The 19762-nt window shown below is 35.1% G+C and carries 15 protein-coding genes, 1 pseudogene and 1 riboswitch; of the genes and pseudogenes, 12 read left to right on the plus strand and 4 right to left on the minus strand.

Annotated elements, in window-relative coordinates:
- Window positions 1-235 precede the first annotated feature (235 nt).
- The 3 genes from WEEVI_RS09975 (at window position 236) to dnaB (ending at window position 4165) form a co-directional block, all read left to right on the plus strand.
- On the plus strand, window positions 236-1414 hold the full coding sequence (locus WEEVI_RS09975; RefSeq protein WP_013599011.1) for an acetyl-CoA C-acyltransferase: 1179 nt from the start codon (window positions 236-238) through the stop codon (window positions 1412-1414).
- A gap of 119 nt (window positions 1415-1533) precedes the next feature.
- On the plus strand, window positions 1534-2487 hold the full coding sequence (locus tag WEEVI_RS09980; RefSeq protein ID WP_013599012.1) for an acetyl-CoA carboxylase carboxyltransferase subunit alpha: 954 nt from the start codon (window positions 1534-1536) through the stop codon (window positions 2485-2487).
- A 91-nt stretch (window positions 2488-2578) separates the two neighbouring features.
- The gene (gene dnaB, locus WEEVI_RS09985) at window positions 2579-4165 is read left to right on the plus strand and encodes a replicative DNA helicase (protein WP_013599013.1); all 1587 of its coding nucleotides are present in this window, start codon (window positions 2579-2581) and stop codon (window positions 4163-4165) included.
- 170 nt (window positions 4166-4335) lie between these two features.
- Here the strand turns inward: dnaB and WEEVI_RS09990 are convergent, their stop codons facing one another.
- Together WEEVI_RS09990 and pnuC are read right to left on the minus strand one after the other, a co-directional pair.
- Window positions 4336-5337 (minus strand): acyl-CoA dehydrogenase family protein, encoded by a 1002-nt coding sequence (locus WEEVI_RS09990; protein ID WP_013599014.1) that lies wholly within the window; start codon window positions 5335-5337, stop codon window positions 4336-4338.
- Window positions 5327-5920 carry a nicotinamide riboside transporter PnuC gene (gene pnuC, locus WEEVI_RS09995; protein WP_041942166.1) on the minus strand — a complete coding sequence of 198 codons (594 nt, stop codon included), beginning with the start codon at window positions 5918-5920 and terminating at the stop codon, window positions 5327-5329. Before pnuC ends, WEEVI_RS09990 begins: the two co-directional genes overlap by 11 nt.
- A gap of 21 nt (window positions 5921-5941) precedes the next feature.
- Window positions 5942-6045, minus strand: a riboswitch (TPP riboswitch).
- Between the two features lie 273 nt (window positions 6046-6318).
- Between pnuC and tyrS the strand changes: the two genes are divergently transcribed.
- The 3 genes from tyrS (at window position 6319) to WEEVI_RS10010 (ending at window position 10111) form a co-directional block, all read left to right on the plus strand.
- Window positions 6319-7524 carry a tyrosine--tRNA ligase gene (tyrS, locus tag WEEVI_RS10000; protein WP_013599016.1) on the plus strand — a complete coding sequence of 402 codons (1206 nt, stop codon included), beginning with the start codon at window positions 6319-6321 and terminating at the stop codon, window positions 7522-7524.
- A gap of 110 nt (window positions 7525-7634) precedes the next feature.
- Window positions 7635-9179, plus strand: a complete 1545-nt coding sequence (locus tag WEEVI_RS10005) for a bifunctional GNAT family N-acetyltransferase/carbon-nitrogen hydrolase family protein (protein ID WP_013599017.1) — start codon at window positions 7635-7637, stop codon at window positions 9177-9179.
- A 293-nt stretch (window positions 9180-9472) separates the two neighbouring features.
- Window positions 9473-10111, plus strand: coding sequence for a GIY-YIG nuclease family protein (locus WEEVI_RS10010; RefSeq protein WP_081448711.1), 639 nt, complete (start codon window positions 9473-9475; stop codon window positions 10109-10111).
- 226 nt (window positions 10112-10337) lie between these two features.
- Here WEEVI_RS10010 and WEEVI_RS10015 read toward each other — a convergent pair whose 3' ends face one another.
- Window positions 10338-11567, minus strand: coding sequence for an NAD(P)/FAD-dependent oxidoreductase (locus tag WEEVI_RS10015; protein ID WP_013599018.1), 1230 nt, complete (start codon window positions 11565-11567; stop codon window positions 10338-10340).
- 166 nt (window positions 11568-11733) lie between these two features.
- On the opposite strand from WEEVI_RS10015, the gene WEEVI_RS10020 reads away from it, so the two are divergent.
- Window positions 11734-12579: an alpha/beta fold hydrolase gene (locus WEEVI_RS10020; protein WP_013599019.1), complete on the plus strand. Its 846-nt coding sequence runs from the start codon at window positions 11734-11736 to the stop codon at window positions 12577-12579.
- Window positions 12580-13131, plus strand: a complete 552-nt coding sequence (locus WEEVI_RS10025; protein ID WP_013599020.1) for a lipocalin family protein — start codon at window positions 12580-12582, stop codon at window positions 13129-13131.
- Between the two features lie 119 nt (window positions 13132-13250).
- Here WEEVI_RS10025 and WEEVI_RS10030 read toward each other — a convergent pair whose 3' ends face one another.
- Window positions 13251-13592 (minus strand): T9SS type A sorting domain-containing protein, encoded by a 342-nt coding sequence (locus WEEVI_RS10030; RefSeq protein WP_041942167.1) that lies wholly within the window; start codon window positions 13590-13592, stop codon window positions 13251-13253.
- Window positions 13593-13763: 171 nt separating this feature from the next.
- Here WEEVI_RS10030 and WEEVI_RS10035 point away from each other — a divergent pair, with 171 nt between their 5' ends.
- From WEEVI_RS10035 to WEEVI_RS11185, 4 genes and pseudogenes are all read left to right on the plus strand, one after another.
- Entirely contained in the window at window positions 13764-16841 is a 3078-nt protein-coding gene (locus WEEVI_RS10035; RefSeq protein WP_013599021.1) for a SusC/RagA family TonB-linked outer membrane protein, read from the plus strand.
- 4 nt (window positions 16842-16845) lie between these two features.
- Window positions 16846-18165: a RagB/SusD family nutrient uptake outer membrane protein gene (locus WEEVI_RS10040; RefSeq protein ID WP_013599022.1), complete on the plus strand. Its 1320-nt coding sequence runs from the start codon at window positions 16846-16848 to the stop codon at window positions 18163-18165.
- The gene (locus WEEVI_RS10045) at window positions 18165-19094 is read left to right on the plus strand and encodes a phosphodiester glycosidase family protein (RefSeq protein WP_013599023.1); all 930 of its coding nucleotides are present in this window, start codon (window positions 18165-18167) and stop codon (window positions 19092-19094) included. Before WEEVI_RS10040 ends, WEEVI_RS10045 begins: the two co-directional genes overlap by 1 nt.
- A gap of 256 nt (window positions 19095-19350) precedes the next feature.
- A pseudogene (locus WEEVI_RS11185) lies at window positions 19351-19620 on the plus strand (carbon-nitrogen hydrolase); the annotation flags it as partial.
- Between the last annotated feature and the right edge of the window lie 142 nt (window positions 19621-19762).

Consider the following 19762-nt stretch of genomic DNA (forward strand, 5'->3'; position numbering starts at 1 on the left):
GTTGGTTAAATGATCCCCAATTTTTTGGGGATCATTTTTTTTTTTTAAATATTTTATCCTAACTATTTGTTCATATTCTAAGGCACTTTGGCTAATTTTTTTTCTCCACTACCTCTTACCAAAACTTTCTAAATAGAAGATAAAAAGATTTTATTCTACAAAAAACTACATGTAGAAATAAAGAAAAAAGCCTATATTGCGGAATATATTTTATAAAAGAAAAAAACATAAAATAATGAAAGAAGTAGTAATTGTCTCTGCAATAAGAACACCGATGGGGTCTTTTTTGGGAAGTTTATCAACAATTCCTGCAACAAAATTAGGAAGTATCGCAATAAAAGGGGCCTTAGACAAAATCAACTTATCAGCAGAACATGTAGATGAAGTTTATATGGGGAATGTTCTTCAGGCTGGTGAAGGACAGGCACCCGCAAAACAAGCAATGATAGACGCTGGAATTCCCAATACAGTACCTGCAACCACAGTTAATAAGGTTTGTGCTTCAGGAATGAAGGCAGTTATGTTAGCTGCACAAGCGATTCGTTTGGGTGATGCCGATGTCGTTGTTGCCGGCGGGATGGAAAACATGTCGATGACACCATTCTATTCTGCTACAGCACGGTTAGGAAACAAGTACGGAAATACTTCGCTAAATGATGGGATAGTACAAGACGGTTTACAAGATGCTTACTCAAAAGAAATGATGGGAGTTTTTGGAGATGCTACAGCCGCAAAATACCAAATTACAAGAGAGCAACAAGATGCTTTTGCTATAGAATCTTATAAAAAATCTGCCGCTGCTTGGGAAGCAGGAAAATTTGATAATGAAATTGTTCCTGTAGAAATTCCACAACGCCGTGGAGATGCTATCCTTTTCAAGGAAGATGAAGAGTATAAAAATGTACGCTATGAAAAAATTCCAGAACTGCGTGCTGTCTTCTCCAAAGACGGAACCGTAACAGCTGCAAATGCGTCGACCATCAACGACGGTGCCTCGGCTTTGGTACTGATGTCTGCCGAAAAAGCACAAGAATTAGGATTGAAACCTTTAGCAAAAGTTACAGCCTATGCAGACGCAGCCCACGAACCAGAATGGTTTACAACAGCACCCGCCAAAGCTGTAGAAAAATTATTGAAAAAAGCAGCCATCAATGTAGACGATGTAGATTATTGGGAGTTTAATGAAGCTTTTTCTGTAGTAGGATTAGTCAACACACAATTGCTAAACATTGACGCATCGAAAGTAAATGTTAACGGAGGTGCAGTTTCTTTAGGTCATCCATTAGGAAATTCTGGGTCGAGAATTTTGGTAACTTTACTGAATGTATTAGAACAAAATAATGCGAAGATAGGAGTTGCAGCAATCTGTAATGGAGGCGGAGGAGCTTCGGCAATGTTAATCGAAAAATTATAAAACATAGATAAAAAGGTATTTCTCCTGTATAGCGAAATACCTTTTTGTTTAAAAGAATTTCTATCCTACTTTCAAGATAAACTCGTTATCTTTGTCGGATAGAATGCTAATAAGTCATTATGGAATACTTAGAATTTGAACAGCCCATAAAAGATTTGATGGAGCAATTAAAAAGTTGTCAAATCGTTGGAGAAGAAAGTGGCGTAAATATTAAACAAGCATGTGTAGAGATAGAGATTGCGATAGAAAATAAAAAGAAAGAAATTTACGGGAATCTCACTCCTTGGCAACGTGTACAACTCTCAAGGCATCCTTCTCGACCATATACATTAGATTATCTCTATGCCATAACCAATAACAATTTTGTAGAAATTCACGGTGACCGAAACTTTGCTGATGATAAAGCAATGGTCGGCGGACTAGGGAAAATTGGTAATCAGACGTATATGTTTATCGGGCAACAAAAAGGTAAAAATACCAAAGAAAGACAATACCGAAGATTCGGAATGGCTAATCCAGAAGGATATCGAAAAGCATTGCGCTTGATGAAATTAGCAGAAAAATTCAACATTCCGGTAGTGACTTTCATTGATACTCCAGGTGCATATCCTGGCTTAGAAGCCGAAGAAAGAGGACAAGGAGAAGCAATTGCTAAAAATATCTACGAAATGCTAAAACTAACGGTACCTATTATAACAATAGTTATTGGTGAGGGTGCAAGTGGTGGAGCCTTAGGAATAGGTGTAGGAAACAAAGTATTCATGCTAGAAAACACATGGTATTCTGTGATTTCACCAGAAAACTGTTCGACTATTTTGTGGCGCTCTTGGGATTATAAAGAACAAGCAGCTTCTCAGATGAAATTAACAGGGCCGGATATGCTAGAATTAGGTTTGATTGAAGATATCATCAAAGAGCCATTAGGAGGTGCACATTATGATCCGAAAGCAACCTACGATAGTGTACGTGATAAAATCGTAGAAACATACAATGAACTGAAAAAGCTTTCAGCCGAGAAACTTACCAAACAACGTCAAGATCGTTTTATCGCCTTTGGTGAATTCAAAGGGTAGGTTATTAACATACTATTAAAATCTTAGTCTTAATAAATTGCGAGATAATTAACTTTAGTTATCTCGTTTTTTTGTCTAATTTTGGAAAATTATGGAACAACTAAAACAGTCATACTCTAAAACCAATCAAACAAATTCAGTTATCAATCTAGAGAAAGGGAAATTACCTCCTCAAGCAATAGAACTCGAGCAAGCTGTTCTCGGAGCAATGATGATTGATAAGAAAGGTTTAGATGATGTTATCGATATTTTATCTCCAGAAGTTTTCTATCGTCCAGAACATCAAGCAATATATGCTGCAATACAAAAACTCTTTAATGATTCTCAACCAATAGATTTATTAACCGTTTCTAATGAATTGAAAATCAGTGGGAAATTAGATTTGATAGGAGGAGATTATTTCTTAATCCAATTAACCCAAAAGGTGTCTTCTTCTGCGCATATCGAATACTATGCAAGAGCTATACAAGAAAATTATATCAAAAGAAAACTGATAGAAATTTCATCAGAAGTCATCAGAAAATCCTATGATGATACATCAGATGTTTTCGATTTACTTGATTTTACAGAGAGCAAACTTTTCGAAATTACAGAGGGTGGAATCAAAAGAAGCTATAGTGAAGCCGGAGATTTGGTCAAAGAAGCACTCGAGAAAATAAAAGACATGTCTACAAAAGAAGGAATGAGTGGTCTTCCTTCTGGTTTCACAGAAATCGATAAAATTACTTCCGGTTGGCAACAATCCGATCTCATTATTCTAGCTGCTCGACCAGGAATGGGAAAAACGGCTTTTATCCTATCTATGGCTAAGAATATGACCATCGACCACAAAATACCTGTGGCTATTTTTTCGCTCGAGATGTCATCAGTACAACTCATAACCCGCATGATTTCTGGTGAAACAGGTATTTCTGGCGAAAAACTGAGAAAAGCCACGTTAGCCGATTATGAATGGAAACAATTGTACACCAAAGTAAAAGGACTGGAAGAAGCTCCTTTGTATATCGATGACACCCCAGCTTTATCGATTTTCGATTTGCGTGCCAAAGCTCGTCGTTTGGTTTCTCAACATGGAGTACGAATGATCCTTATCGATTATTTGCAACTGATGACGGCCGGAGGAAAAGCAAACGGTAACCGCGAACAAGAAATCTCGATGATATCTCGATCGCTAAAAGCCATTGCCAAAGAACTGAATATACCCGTTATTGCCCTGTCTCAGTTATCACGTTCAGTAGAAACAAGAGGCGGAAGTAAGCGCCCTCTTTTATCCGACCTCCGGGAGTCAGGAGCAATTGAACAAGATGCCGATATTGTTTCGTTTATTTATCGTCCAGAATATTATAAATTAGAAGTTTGGGATGACGAAATAGAAACGCCTTGTGCAGGACAAGCAGAGTTTATCATTGCAAAACACCGTAATGGAGCATTAGAAAATATACGATTACGATTTATCGGTGAACAAGCAAAATTTACAGATCTTGATAATAGTAGTTTCGAAGACGAATACACCATCCCTAGTTCGATGAATAAAAACAAACAGTTCGGTAGCGATAGCGATTTTACCTTTGATAGCTCTATCAATTTACCTACCGGTAACCCACTAGATTCCTTTAGCGGCTTGGATTCTTACAAACCTTATAGTAGAGAAAATGAAGATGATGACCTAGGTTTTTAGCAAGAATATCAGCCAAATTCATTACACAGCTACTGTATCGAATTTTACCAAAATGTTCAGAATCCTAATAAATGGAGCACAACGCAGAGGTACAGAAATTGAATGTTGGATAACCATAATTTACATAAATCAATGGAGAACGAACGTAATGCAAAAACTAAGCAAATTTTTTATTTTCTAAAATTGGCATGTTGAGTAGCCGTGAAAAAATCTCGAAATATTTGGTGCAATAACTCATCGTTTTTTGATGCCTTCATACCCAAAATCAAATAAACATCCAACATCAAATGGGTTAAATGATGAAGCGCATTGGTGCAAAATCGATGCACTTCTTCTATAAATTCAACCAAAATAGTGTTCTTATCCATCAAAATACGTTCGCTCTGTTGTGCATAATTCAACAGCTTTTCTGAAGTCTGATCTACAAAATCTTTCAGTAACTGAATTTCTTGATCGGATTTGTAATTTGTTGCTTCTTCGGCAAAATGTGTAGCCATGCCTAAATAATTGACCATTAAAGTAGCATCTGCAAACAAACGAAACGGCAGGTGGCTAATCAAATCTTGGGTATAAAACTCATCATACACAAACGAATCTTCTCGGGATATGGCAGCATTTTTCACTTCAAATGCATAGGTATGCGTGGCGCGCATTCCCATAAAAGGCCAAGACGGATGAAGGCTTACTCTTTCTTTTGGGACGATAAATGAGCGAACAATCGGCTGTTGATTATCACCAAGGCAAGGTTGTCCGTTTTCGGTAATTTGTGCATTCAGGGTAAAATGAGAAAGATAACTAGCACCCGTAGCATGCATCCATCGACCGTTTAGGATAAATCCAGAAGACGTTTTTTCGGCCGTTCCGCCAACCATACCACTGCCACCTACAAAAATATCAGGAGAAGAGAAGAGCTCCTTGGCTTTGGTGGGTAAAAGATTTCGGGCAAAATAATGAGCACCAGAACACAAGGTAACCGTCCAACCGAAACTTCCGTCTATAAAGGCTAGAGATTGTAATAGTTGCAAACCATCAACAAAAGAAAGTTCTCGTCCGCCATATATTTTTGGTACCCAAATTTGTAAGTATTTTTGTTGATGAATTTCGGATAAAACCTTATCGGATAAAGCTTCGGCAAGAAGTAATTCTTCACGCATTTCCTTCCTAGACAGCATGGGGCGAGTTTTTGAGAAGTTTTAACCATTTGAAATAAGCAGAGGTAGCTACCAAAAATAAAAAAGCACTCAATACGGCATAGAGGTATAAATCTTTATGAATCATCAGCGGTATTGAGATAAAATTGCTAATGTTGAGCAATATCCAATTTTCTATTTTTCGTTTGGCCATTAGCCACATACCGGCCCAAGCGAATGCACTCACCAGAGAATCCCACAAAGGCACATCAGAATTGGTAAAGTACGTCAGGGCGAAATAGAAAATCAGAAAGCTGATTACGACAATACAGACTACTTTTATCCAATCCTTTTTGGTTGAAGAGGAAATAGGTGTTTCTTGTTTTTGTTTGCCAAATGTCCAGAACAGCCAACCGTAAATACTCATGACCAAATAATAAATATTGAGGGTAAATTCGGCATAAAGTTTTGCAGAAAACATGACCCAAAGCGTCAGTGAAATTCCGCCAATTCCGAACAGATAGTTAATCGGTTTATTGAGCCTTGCCAAGAGAACTTGTGCAACAGAGAAGGCTACACCGAGCCATTCCATCCAGGTGATTTTTGATAAGATTTCCTGCATAATATTGTTTTTATTCTAGACAGGAGATGATAAGTTTTCAATCCCTACGCCAGCATTATCCGGATCAGGTATTGCACTCGGTGCATGGGTATCATCTCAGCCAATTTTTGGCACCCCATTGAACAGGCAAAAGTCGGATAAAATTTAGTAATAAAAAAATTGAGTTCTCAATGAATAAAATCTACATCGTATCCTAAATAAAAAATCTATATCTTTGTAGGCGAAATGAAAAGCATGCACAACATATTACGCGTACCATTTTTTAGTGAGTATCTTCTACCGATCTCTATGTTCGGTAGGCCTGTGTATGTTTTAGAATAAACAAATAAAGACAATCTCATAGACAACCCGAACAGCAATGTTTGGGTTTTTTGTTGGTATGAAATAAGAAAAAAATCAACATGATAGAAGAATTAAAAGAAAATGTAGAAATTATTCTACCCGAAAACGGATTAGAACAGAAGCTGAAACAAGCCAAAGAAGAAAACCGAAAATTAATTATTAAACTGGGATTCGATCCTACCGCTCCTGATTTGCATTTGGGCCATGCGGTGGTATTAAAGAAGTTGAAACAATTCCAAGATTTAGGACATCAAGTGGTGATTTTGGTCGGGAGTTTCACCGCGCGTATTGGCGATCCGACGGGTAAAAATAAAGCAAGAAAACCACTAAGTGCAGAAGAAGTGCAGCATAATGCACAAACCTATATCAATCAATTATCTAAAATTATCGATGTAGAAAAAACAAAAATTGTGTACAATTCTACTTGGTTAGATGGTTTGAGTTTTTCGGCTATAATAGAATTACTATCTCGAGTAACGGTTGCGCAATTGATGCACAGAAACGATTTTAATAAACGTTTTACAGAAAATACGCCGATTGCCATGCACGAGCTGGTGTACCCGATTTTGCAAGGGTATGATTCTACCCAAATAAAAGCAGACATCGAGATGGGAGGAACGGACCAATTGTTCAATTGTACCATGGGACGTCAGTTGCAAGAGTCATACGAAGTCTCGCCACAGATTGTAATGTGTATGCCATTATTGCGTGGGTTAGATGGAAAAGAAAAAATGAGTAAATCGATGAATAACATAATCGGACTTACAGACGAACCGAACGAAATGTTTGGTAAGACCATGTCTATACCAGATGATTTGCTAGAAGAATACATCAACTTGGCGACAGATTTTTCTATAGAAGAAAAAGAACAATTGAAAAACAGAATTGCTTCGGGAGATAACCCAATGAAAATAAAAAAAATAGTGGCTAAAAATATAATTACTCAATACCACAATGCCGAGGCAGCAGAAGGCGCAGAGGTTTTTTTCAGTACACAATTTCAGAACAAAAATTTTGATGAAAAAGTTTTCGAACCGGTAAAGATCAACACTTTACAAAATATAGAAAACAACCGAATGAGTTTATTAGACTTGTGTCATCAACTGAAAAAAGATAGTTCTCGTTCGGCAGTCCGTCGTTTGATCGAAGGTGGTGGAATCCAAATAGATAATGAAAAAAGAACAGATGCCAATGAGTCGATTGTTTTGAAAAACGGCATGAAAATAAAAATAGGAAAAAGAACTTTTTACGAATTGATCAATTAATTAGGAAAACATATTCGGTACGAATAAACTAATTTATCCGTATTTTTATATAAGTTTGGATAACTTTTTGAGACTATTGAATTCTATTTTTCATAACACAAAATTATAGCATGGATATACAAGTTAGACGCTTAACGATAGAAGATTATGAAGATCTTTTGCAATCGGAACAAGAAGCCTATAAGAACATAGACGAAGAAGATTGGCAACGAGAAGATATACACGAGTTGTTACGTATCTTCCCAGAAGGCCAGTTTTGTGTAGAAGTTGATGGGAAAGTAGTGGCTTCTGCATTGGCGATCATTGTAAACTCGAAAAAAGTAAATCTCAATACCTCTAATTATGAAGAAATCACCTCGAATGGGAAGTTTACAAAGCACGATCCAGATGGTGATGTAATGTATGGAATAGAAATTTTCGTACATCCTCAGTACCGTCAATTACGGTTAGGTAGAAGATTGTACGACGTACGAAAAGAGTTGTGCGAGGAAATGAATTTGAAATCAATAGTTGCAGGAGGTAGAATCCCGAATTATCACAAATATGCAGCTGAACTGACACCGAGAGAGTATGTGGATAAAGTAAAAAGAAAAGAAATAATCGATTCTACTTTGACATTTCAGTTGGCAAACGATTTTCATGTAAAAAAGATCCTAAAAAACTATCTTAAAGATGATACCGAATCGATGGAGTATGCTACGCTTCTCGAATGGAACAATATATACTATGAACCCGATCTGATGTCCAGTTCTCCTACCAAGAGAATTACACGTATAGGATTGGTACAGTGGCAAATGCGTGCTTTTAGAGATTTGCAAGATTTCTACGAACAGGTAGAATTTTTTGTGCAGACCGTAAGCGATTATGGAGCCGATTTTCTTTTGTTTCCAGAGTTTTTCAACACTCCGCTAATGAGTCCATACAATCACCTGAAAGAAGTAGAAGCCATGAACCGATTGGCCGAATTAACAGACGAGATTGTAAAGAAAATTCAAGAATTTGCCATCTCATACAATGTAAATATTATTGCAGGATCCATGCCGACAATCGAAAACGAGTTGTTGTTCAACACTTCGTTTCTATGTCATCGAAACGGACAGCTCGATTCGTACAGCAAAATGCATATTACCCCAAACGAATTTCGATATTATGGAATGGTCGGAGGAAATGAATTAAAAGTTTTTGATACCGATTGTGGAAAAATAGGCTTATTGATTTGTTATGATGTCGAATTCCCAGAAACAGCAAGAATATTAGCCGATCAAGGAATGCAAATTTTGTTTGTACCCTTTATGACCGATACCCAAAATGGTTATACACGAGTAAGAAGTTGTGCCCAAGCCCGTGCGATCGAAAACGAATGTTATGTGGCGATTGCCGGTTCGGTAGGGAATCTTCCGCGTGTGAATAATATGGATATTCAGTTTTCTCAATCGGCTGTTTTCACACCGTCTGATTTTGCTTTTCCTACCAACGGGGTGAAATCAGAAGCCACACCCAATACAGAAATGGTGCTGATTACCGACGTGGATTTGTATGCACTCAAAGATTTACATGAATATGGGACCGTGAAAACCCTGAAAGATCGCCGACACGATATGTATCGTGTAGTGAAGCCTAATGTTTCTACAGTAGAAAAGCCAAAAAATTCTTAAAAATTTATCCCCCTTCGACTCCGCTCAGGGTTGTGACCTTCAACTCCGTTCAGGGTTGTGACCTTTGGCTGGGCTCAGGGTTATAACAGTTTCCTTATATCGTTATTTCAAAGGAAGTAGAAGCGATTAAATTTATCTTATCCATTGCCCAAAAAGGTGATTTTATTGTTGCGCTAAGCGATGCTGTTGCCAATGCGATAGAAATTATACAGCACCATTTGGATCAAGAAAATTTAGATTAATGGGTTTTGTACGAGAACACATAAATAATTTACTTTTCTTAATTTTGCTCTGTGGATATTCATGATAAGTTAAGACAGATTGTGCGTACGATACCCGATAATTTATGTGGTGTGTATTATTTGCATAATCAAAATGATGATATAATTTACAATGGTAAAAGTGTAAATATTAAGAAAAGACTCCTACAACATTTTAGGTCAAAAGTTACGAAAGAAGTTAAACTCCAGATGTTTACTTATCGTGTAATTTATGAAAATGCTGGAAATGAATTGATTGCGTTGCTGAGGGAGTCTGAATTGATCAAAGAATTTTTACCTATTTTTAATCGTGTACAGCGAAAAGTTAAGTTTTCGTATTCCATTTATAAAGAAAAGAATTTACAAGGTTATGATTCTCTCCTTGTTAGAAAGTTATCGAATACAGGTAAAGAAGTAATTGTATTTTCGACTTTGCAAGAAGCTAAAAATTATCTCTTTACTTTTACCGAAAAATATAATTTATGTCAGAAAATAAATGGTTTGTATTCTTCAAAATCTAGTTGTTTTCAGTATAGTTTAAAGGAGTGTAAAGGTGCTTGTATTTCCTTAGAAGATGTAAAAACTTATAATTTAAGAGTAGAACAATATTTACGTACGATAAATTTACCTAAAAAAGATATTTTAATTGAATTGAAAGGAAGGACATCGTAAGAAAAAGGACTTGTTTTCATTAAAAATGGTATCTACCAAGGATTTGGCTATTGTCCTATCGGGCTTTCTATTCCCGAAGAAATGCATTCTTATATTGATCCAAAACAAGATAATAAAGATGTTAGAAAAATATTATTTCGCTTCTTAAAATCAGAATAATTTAGATCAATTATCGATATTTTAGAGTAAATATTTCCTGCTGTTTTTCGTTGGTTGAAACTCTAATTTAGTTTGTTTTTTTACAATCTACTATTCTCGAAAAACCAAAGGTAATCATTCGATCATCTTTTTTGTTTAAAATACTATTTTTCAACACTTGTGCTGCAATCATCGAAAAGGTAATGCCATTTCCTCCATATCCCAAAGCATATAAGATTCGACTATTTTTTTTCCATGGTCCCATAAAAGGCAAACCATCTTCTGTAGAACTAAAAGTTCCGCACCATGCCATCTCTGTCTTGAACTCAATTGTTGGGTAAAGTTTTTTGAATTTTTGTTCTAAAGTTTTTATTTTTTCTCGAAGCAAATCGTCTCGTTTTATTGGGTTCTGGAAATCTTCATCTTCACCACCAACAATCAGGCGGTTATCTTTTGTAGTGCGCATATACAGGTAGGGATCTGCAGTTTCCCAAATCAGACTTCGGTGTGGCCAAATATTTTTTTCGGGCATTGGCGACGAAATAATAACGTACGTGGAAATTAAATTCATTACTTTTTTGGGCAAGAATTCACCAGCTTCAAAACCCGCTGCAACAATAACATATTTACATTTGATTTTTTTACCTTTGCTTGTAAAGAGTTCGCAACCATCATTGGTTTCCATTATTTTGTCAATCTTAGTATGGGTAAATATTTGTAGCGAATGTTTTTTTTGATGATGTTTCAAGAGTTTAATTGCTCCTTTGTAAGCATCCATTTGTGCAGATGTATTATTCTGTAATGCAGCAAAACCATCAATATTTTGATACAATTTTAATTCATTCGAATCTAAAAAATTAATCGGTAAACCGACTTTAGTTCTCATTGCATATTCATCTTCTAAAAGTTTGATATCTTGTTTTGTACTGGCTAAAAAAACAGTAGGTACGTTTAGAAAGTCAGTTTGGATATTGTTACTTTTAAAAACATTTTCTAAATCTTTTATCGATTGCAAACAATTATGATAGGCATCAATAGCTCTTTTTTCTGTTACTTTCTCCACTAATTTACACAAAGGTATATCTATTTCGTATTGCAATTGAGCAGTACTTGCGGCAGAACTTCCGGTTACAAGTGTCCGTTTATCTATTATTACACACTCAATACCTGCCTCGCACAGTTCATGGGCAACCAACGCACCGGTTATCCCAGAACCAATAATGGCAACATCAATCGAATAATCGTCTTCCAGAGGATGGAAATAATCGAACAGTTCATTTTTAACAATCCAAAAAGATAGTCCAGAATGTAAATCCATATAATTCTTTTATAAATGTTTCTTAATTCTTTAATAAAGTATTATTGGTAAAAATCGGGCCAATTTTAAGATCTTAAGAAAAGATTCGAGAATTAATTATTTTTTGTATAGAATTGGCTCAATGCTTGTTGTTTATAGTTTATTATTAACATTTCAAAACACAAAAATGAGTAAACTAACAAGAAAAGAGTATCGATTAAATTATATCGATTATGGTAATAAAGATGCGCAACCAGTAATTTTGATTCATGGTTGGCCGCTTAGTTTACAATCTTGGGAATATCAAATACCGGCTATTGTAGAAGCAGGCTTCCGATGTATTGCATATGATAGGAAAGGTTTTGGTGGGTCTTGCGCTCCATGGGAAAAATATGATTATGATGCTTTGGCAGAAGACGTTCATGCTCTAATAGACGAACTACAATTGACGAATGTGGTATTGGTTGGCTTCTCGATGGGAGGTGGTGAAGTGGTACGTTATATTACCAATTATGGTCATCATTCTATTGCAAAAATTGCTCTCATTAGCTCTATTATTCCGTTGGTAAAACAAAAGCAAGACAATGAAAAGGGGGTACCTCAAGAAAACTTAGAAGATATTATTCATCAATTGAAAGATGATAGGGTAGGTTTTCTAAAACAATTCCATAAAGATTTTTATAACTATTCGCCTCTAAATAAAACGGTAAGCAAACAACAATTGGCTTATGATTTTAATATTTCATCTCGTGCTTCACCTAATGCAACTATAAAAACTGCACAAGCTTGGATGAATACAGACTTTAGAGAAGAGTGTAAAATGATAAAAGTTCCAACATTAATCATCCACGGGAAAGAAGATAAAACAGTACCTGTAGAAACGGCCGGAGATTTAGCCTCCAAGTTAATCACACCTTCTACTTATTTGGTATATGAAGATGCGCCTCATGGTCTAAATATTACTCATAAAGATCAATTGAATGGTGATTTAATTGATTTTCTTTTGGATATAGAAATAAACAATACGAAGTAAATGAAAAATTTGAAGATAAAATTAATTTCAGGAGTGGCTGTAGCTCTTATCGGTACAGTCATCTACGAATGGTTAGACAATAGAAAAGTACATATACCCGATTACGTTGAGCTAATTGATGGGTTTGATGTGCAACAATATATGGGAAAATGGTATGAAATCGCCCGATTAGATTTCAAATACGAAAAAGACTTGAGTCATGTCTCAGCTACCTATTTTTTAAATAAAAAAGGAATGATTGAAGTTTTTAATCGAGGCTATAACTATAAGGAAAAAGAATGGAAAGAAGCGAAAGGAAAAGCAACTTTTAATGACCAAAAAGATAAAAGTGCTCTGAAAGTTTCGTTTTTTGGTCCATTCTACTCAGGGTATAACGTAGTGATGATGGATCCTGATTACGAGACTGCTTTGGTTTTTGGTGAGAAACATGACTATATGTGGATTTTATCAAGAAATAAAACAATACCAGAACATGTGAAACAAAAGTTCCTTGACTATGCTCAACAAAAGGGATACAATATTTCTCAGCTTGTATGGACAAATCATGAGTAAGTACTTCGGCTACCCCTTCGACTTCGCTCAGGGGGCGACTCAGTGAACGAGATAAAAAAACTCCGCTAGACCACACGTCTAACGGAGTTTTTGTAGGGTGAATTATGAGAAAATATCGGTTATTTTTTTATGAATTTTGTCGAAATTCTTCGGCCATTTTTGGTGGTTATAACGCTTAAATATACACCTGAAGGAAGAAATCCTACTTGGTTAATTTTTTTGTCAGAAGTCATAATACTTTTACCATTCAGGTCGAAAACTGTCAGAGACAAAAAGTCGTTGGTTTTTACTTCTAAAATATCTGTAATTACCGTAGCAGCCAATGGGGCAGACGAGCTGTTGAATATTTCTGTCGATCCTAGTACGCTTTCTCCTTCGAGCGTGAAGGTTAGGCCAGCTGGCTGCTGTGTCCATTTCTCATTGGTATAGACCTTTGCTAATTTTGTAAATCTTATTTTCAATGTCCTGAATTTAGGTTTTAATCCAATTCGAGGAGGAATTATTTTTATTTAAACTAAACTAAACTAAAATTAACTTAAACCTTCTAAACTTCATGGTTTTGTAACATATCGTTAAGTTTATATTTACAATAAGGTATAATAGGAAATATAATTTTGAATAAAATTTTTTAGATGTTTAAACAAACAATTTCTTTATGCTTACTGTTTGGATTAATTCAAAATTTACCTGCACAGAATAATCCAAATGGAAATTTTCCTTCCAGTCAATATCAAAATGAAGAGAGAATAGTAATTTATGATGAATATGATGCTGTAGTTTATGATGCAAAAATTACCATTGAAGGTGTGGACCAAGTGTTTTATACAAATGCTGAGGGTTTTGTAAATATACCTAAACAATATATTGGTAAAAGATTCGAAATCAATACCAAGGGTTATGAAATTTTTGAAGGAATTTTAGAAGAGCCTTTTGCTTATACCATCCAAATGGCTGAAATTAATCAATTAGATGAAATTGTAGTAGTTGGTTATGGTGATAGTTCACAAAAAAAATTAACGATTTCTATTTCAAAAGTAAAAAGTGACGATGTGTCACAACGTAATATCACATCGGCCAATCAAATGTTGCAAGGACAAGTGGCAGGTGTAAATCTCACAGTGAGCAATGGTACACCTGGAGCAAGATCACGAGTGAACATACGCGGGGTTTCATCAATCAATGGTGATAATGAGCCTTTATATGTCATTGATGGTGTTCCCATTTCTAAATCGGATGCAAGTTATAATTATTCGGGTGAATTTGTGCAAGATCCTTTGTCGTTAATCAATCCGAGCGATATCGAATCAATGGATGTGTTAAAAGATGCTGCTGCAACAGCAATTTATGGGTCTCGTGCTGCAAATGGTGTTATAATTATCAACACCAAAAAAGGAAAAACCGGTAAACTGCGTTTCTCGATTACAAATCTTACAGGTGTCCATACCATGCCCAAACGTTTAGTTTTGTTGAATAGTGAACAATACATCGCATTACAAACCGAAGCTGTAAACAATTACAATAACGATTTTGGATACACTTCTACAAGTCCTGGTTATATAAGCATAGACAAAGTTTTGGGAAATGTGCCTGATCCTTTAAAAGATATCGGTTGGCAAGACATGATTATCAATAATGCTGCATATTCTACCCAAACTGATTTTTCTGTTTCGGGCGGAAACGAAAAAGTGAAATCTTTTAATTCTTTAGGCTATGCTTATCATGAAGGTTTGATAAAAAAAAGTTCGTTGAAACGTTATACTTTTCGCTCGAATGTAGAATATAAACCTAACAAAAAATTTGATTTAGGATTTAACCTATCGGGAAGTTTCACCCATAGCACTTCAATTCCGAACGGAAATCAAGGGACAGCTTTGTTTCAACGTTCATTGGAACAACGACCTTACGATTCTCCTTACCTTGCTGATGGAAGTTATGCTGTTGGAGGAAAAGACATTTTGCGTCACAATGCCTTAATTATTTTGGATAAAGATCATACCAACGATAAAAACTATCAAGCACTTATGAATATTTTTGGTGTATATCATTTTTGGAAAAATTTCAACTTTAAATCAAGCTATAATGCCGAGCTTAGATTGGGGCATGGGAACAGAAGACAAGAAATCGGACATCCTTACAATGGTGGTTTGGGTTGGGTAAACGATATGCGAAATACGCGTTATAGTCAAACTTTCGATAATGTATTATCTTATAGTAATCGTTTCAATGATTTTGAATTAACCGCTATGATTGGACATTCTTATTTTTCTGATCATTATACTTATAATTCAGTCACGGGAAGAGAATTTCCTTCGAATGATTTTCACCATATTAATGCAGCAACCATTGTTACAGGTTCTAGTTCGTTATCCGAATACGCTATCGAATCATATTTTGGACGATTAAATTTAGGCTTTGATAATCGTTATTTACTTACTGCAACTATTCGTCGAGATGGCTCATCAAAGTTTAGTAAAGCACATCGATTTGATTATTTTCCTTCTTTTTCTGGTGCTTGGATTTTCTCTAACGAAGAATTTTTACGTCATGTAGATTTTATAAGTTTTGGTAAAGTTAGAGCAAGTTGGGGAAAAACTGGAAATCAAGACGGAATTGGCAATTACGATTATTTTGCTTTGGCACAAGGTGGCTATAATTATGACAACACTACTGGACTGAGTATTACGGCCATTGGAAATCCAAATTTGAAATGGGAGATTAATACACAAACAAATTTTGGTTTAGACTTGAGTCTTTTTAAAAATAAACTTCATTTTACCTATGATTATTTTATCAAAACTTCGAATGATTTGCTTTACAATGTTCCCGTTTTACATACCAGCGGTTTTTCGAGTATGACGCAAAACATTGGTGAAATAGAGAATAGAGGTCATGAATTTTCGTTAAACTCAACCAATATTTCGAACAGAGATTTTAGTTGGAATACTAATTTCAACATTGCTTTTATACAAAATGAAGTCAAAAGTTTATTGGGCGAAGGTGTCAATACCATTGGTGGTTGGAATGCTATTATAGAAGGTCAACCTTTGGGTGTTTTTTATGGTTATAAACACGAAGGAATATATCAAAATGAGAGCGAAATTCCTGCAAGTTTGTATGCACAAGGTGTAAGACCAGGTGATATTCGATTTGCAGATTTAGATGGTAATGGACAAATCAACTCTTCTGACCGTACGGTTATTGGTGATCCTTATCCCGATTTTTTCGGTGGTTTAACAAATACCTTTAAATATAAAAATGTCGATTTATCGATTTTTGCAACCTTTTCGCTCGGTAATGATATTGTAGCAAGCTGGCGAACTGGTTTGGATCATTTGGGAGGAACCGATTACAACAATATTTTAGAATCTTACGAAGATCGTTGGACTGGGCCTAATACTTCTAATTGGACACCACGCGCAACCAAAAGTAGTTGGAATAGGAAAAACAGTTCATATTATATAGAAGATGGTTCGTATTTGCGTATCAAAAATATTACGTTGGGCTATACTTTACCTTCATCTTTTTTAAAAGAAGCTAGATTTGATAGTGTAAGAATTTTTGGTTCAATTAATAACTTATTAACGTTTACCTCATATTCTGGTTACGATCCAGAAGCTGTAAGCGGCATTAATGCAACCACTTTTGGAATCGATAATTTGGTAACACCACAGCCTAAATCTTTTTTATTGGGTATCAATCTTAATTTTTAATGCAATGAAAATTATAAAACATACAATCAAAATTTTAGCACTTAGTGTTTTAACTTTTGGCACTCTCACTTCTTGTCAAGACGAATTAGATATCTATTCAGAAAATGCCATTTCTCCCGAACAAATTAACAAAGAAAACATTCAATTTTTCTTAAATGGTTTATATGATAATTCTACACCTATCCGAGATGATTATTTTTACAATGATGTCAGAGGTGGTAATTATACATGGACGGCATTATCCGGAAACAACAGTAAGTTTGGTGTTTTGATTACCGGAAATGGACTTGACGACACCAATGTTTTTTCGTCAAGTTATTGGCAATTCTGTTACAGCAATATATATAATGCTAATAATTTAATTGCTGCTTCAGAAAAATTAGATGAAAAAAGAATTAATGCCGAAACTAAATTTATACGTGCAGCCATGTATTATCATCTGGTTACCATGTTTGGAGATGTGCCACTTATTACAACCAATACAGTAGAAAATTTACCACGTACACCCAAAGAAGAAGTTTGGAGTTTGATAATAAGCGATTTAGATTATGCGATTGAAAATGCCCAAAATTTGAATCAAACTTCTTCGTCAAGAGTTTCGAAAGAAGCAGCCAAAGCATTCAAAGCACGTGTTTTGTTATATTTAAACATGAAAAATGAAGCAACAAATATAGCTTTAGAAGTTATTAATCAAAGTAATTTAGCGTTAGATAAAGATTATGAGCGTATTTTTAGAGCTACAGCTTCTTCGACTGAAATTCTTTTTGCGTATAAAAATTTAACTACTGAATCTAACGTGCGTTTATCGCAACTATTTTGGCCTTATGGTACCACTTGGGCAGGTTCTTATTTCGTACAACCATCTGATTTTGTTTTGAATGAATTGTACGAAGAAAATGATCCGCGAAAAGATATAAATATCCAAAAAATCGTAAATTCAGATGGAACCTTCAACATGATAATAAGCAAATATACCGATGTTCAACCTTTAATTTTTAATCGATTAGCTGAAATGTATTTTATTGCTGCAGAAGGTTTGGGTAAAGATCAAGGTTTAATGTATTTGAATCAATTACGATCTGCTCGAAGTTTACCTCATTTTACGGCTCAAGATTTCAGTTCTGACGAGGCTTATTTAGAAACCGTTTTATTAGAAAGACGTCGCGAATTATTCAGTGAAGGTTTTTTGTTTCAAGATTTAGTGAGAACTGATAAAGCCATTGACTTACCTAATATTCCAACCAAAAATCATTATGTAATGCCTTTGCCTGGAAGCCAAATCATATTATCAAACGGAGTATTAATTCAAAACGACGCATACTAATGAAAAAATTATTATTAGCACTCATTGTCATTTCATTTATTCAAAGTTGTGCAAGTGTTCAATCTATCGAGAAAACAGACAATCTTTTATTGGATCGTAAAGGTTGGAAAATTAATGAAATCGAAGATGGTATTACCCATTACGAATTTCCTTCACAATATTATCATGCTTTCAAATCTTATCAAAATGTGAATGTATTAGCCATTCATCCACAGCATAATAAATACAAAATTGATTTTACCGAGATTAATCCTCGTGATAGCATTTCTGCTGTTGGAAATAAAAATGAAAATGCCATTTTTGCCATCAATGGAACATATTACGAAAAAAATGCAAACGCAGGAAACTCAACTTCATATTTCAAAACTAAAAATCAATTAATCGATTCGGTACAAGTAAAGCCTGGTACCTTATATTATTGGAAACACGAAGGTGCATTTTATATGACCAATGAAAAAGTAGGAATTGTGAGAGGAAATAATAAAACTTACAATGATTTGAATGCTGCAAATATAATGTCTGGCTCTCCTCTATTAATCGAGAATTATCATCCATCGGGTCTACATTTTACACGTAATATTGTAGAAAATTTGAATGACTTAAATTACGAAAATCCCGATCGACATCAAGGTGTAAGACATCCACGTACCGCTGTTGCCATTATGCCAAACAATGTTGTACTTTTTATAGCAGTGGATGGTAGAAACGACAAAGCAGCGGGTATGTCTGCGAAAGAATTGACAGAATTTTTGATTACATATTTCAACCCAAAAGATGCATTAAATATCGACGGTGGTGGTTCGACTACATTTTGGTTACGTAACGATAAAAGATCAAAAACTGGTGTCATCAATTATCCAACTGATAACAAAAAATTCGATCATAATGGTCAAAGGCGGGTGAGAAATGGTTTTATGATTGTAGAATAAACACCTTCTTAACATACGATCTTAATAAACCTGCTTCTAACAAATGCAGTCTGAATTCATTTTGGACTGCTTTTTTTATTTCTATATATTAATTTAATTTATCATCCAGAAGTATGATATTCTTATCCTAATTTATAAAGTTATTCTGTGATTTGTTTTTCCAATAATTTTGCTAATGCCTTGGCTCCACTATTAGGAATTGCAGGTAGAGTAACAATGTACAAGCAGGTAAGGCAGCAGACTTGGATGGTGTTGCGTAGATTACTTTGAAATTCAGTTTTCTCAATCGGCTGTTTTCACACCTTCTGATTTTGCTTTTCCTACCAACGGGGTGAAATCAGAAGCCACACCCAATACAGAAATGGTGCTGATTACCGATGTGGATTTGTATGCACTCAAAGATCTACATGAATATGGGACCGTGAAAACCCTGAAAGATCGCCGACACGATATGTATCGTGTAGTGCAGCCTAATGTTTCTACAGTAGGAAAGCCAAAAGAATCTCTACAGAAAAATAAGGATTAGCCAGAATTTCCAATGTTATTTCGGTAGAAAAAAGAGTTGATCATTGATGTTTTTAATGATCAGCAGTGGCTGAATGTTTTTCTTGTAAAAAAAGAGAACAAAATAAATAAAAAACTCCGTTAAACAAAACGTTTAACGGAGT

It is taken from the genome of Weeksella virosa DSM 16922 (assembly GCF_000189415.1).
GTDB lineage: Bacteria > Bacteroidota > Bacteroidia > Flavobacteriales > Weeksellaceae > Weeksella > Weeksella virosa.

What these genes read in the sequence shown, in the direction of transcription:
- tyrS (WP_013599016.1), top strand. Translation starts at nt 6,319, where the DNA reads ATGATAGAAGAATTAAAAGAAAATGTAGAAATTATTCTACCCGAAAAC.
- WEEVI_RS10035 (WP_013599021.1), top strand. Translation starts at nt 13,764, where the DNA reads ATGTTTAAACAAACAATTTCTTTATGCTTACTGTTTGGATTAATTCAA.
- WEEVI_RS10005 (WP_013599017.1), top strand. Translation starts at nt 7,635, where the DNA reads ATGGATATACAAGTTAGACGCTTAACGATAGAAGATTATGAAGATCTT.
- dnaB (WP_013599013.1), top strand. Translation starts at nt 2,579, where the DNA reads ATGGAACAACTAAAACAGTCATACTCTAAAACCAATCAAACAAATTCA.
- WEEVI_RS09980 (WP_013599012.1), top strand. Translation starts at nt 1,534, where the DNA reads ATGGAATACTTAGAATTTGAACAGCCCATAAAAGATTTGATGGAGCAA.
- WEEVI_RS10025 (WP_013599020.1), top strand. Translation starts at nt 12,580, where the DNA reads ATGAAAAATTTGAAGATAAAATTAATTTCAGGAGTGGCTGTAGCTCTT.
- WEEVI_RS10045 (WP_013599023.1), top strand. Translation starts at nt 18,165, where the DNA reads ATGAAAAAATTATTATTAGCACTCATTGTCATTTCATTTATTCAAAGT.
- WEEVI_RS10015 (WP_013599018.1), bottom strand. Translation starts at nt 11,567, where the DNA reads ATGGATTTACATTCTGGACTATCTTTTTGGATTGTTAAAAATGAACTG.
- WEEVI_RS09990 (WP_013599014.1), bottom strand. Translation starts at nt 5,337, where the DNA reads ATGCTGTCTAGGAAGGAAATGCGTGAAGAATTACTTCTTGCCGAAGCT.
- WEEVI_RS10040 (WP_013599022.1), top strand. Translation starts at nt 16,846, where the DNA reads ATGAAAATTATAAAACATACAATCAAAATTTTAGCACTTAGTGTTTTA.
- WEEVI_RS09975 (WP_013599011.1), top strand. Translation starts at nt 236, where the DNA reads ATGAAAGAAGTAGTAATTGTCTCTGCAATAAGAACACCGATGGGGTCT.
- WEEVI_RS10020 (WP_013599019.1), top strand. Translation starts at nt 11,734, where the DNA reads ATGAGTAAACTAACAAGAAAAGAGTATCGATTAAATTATATCGATTAT.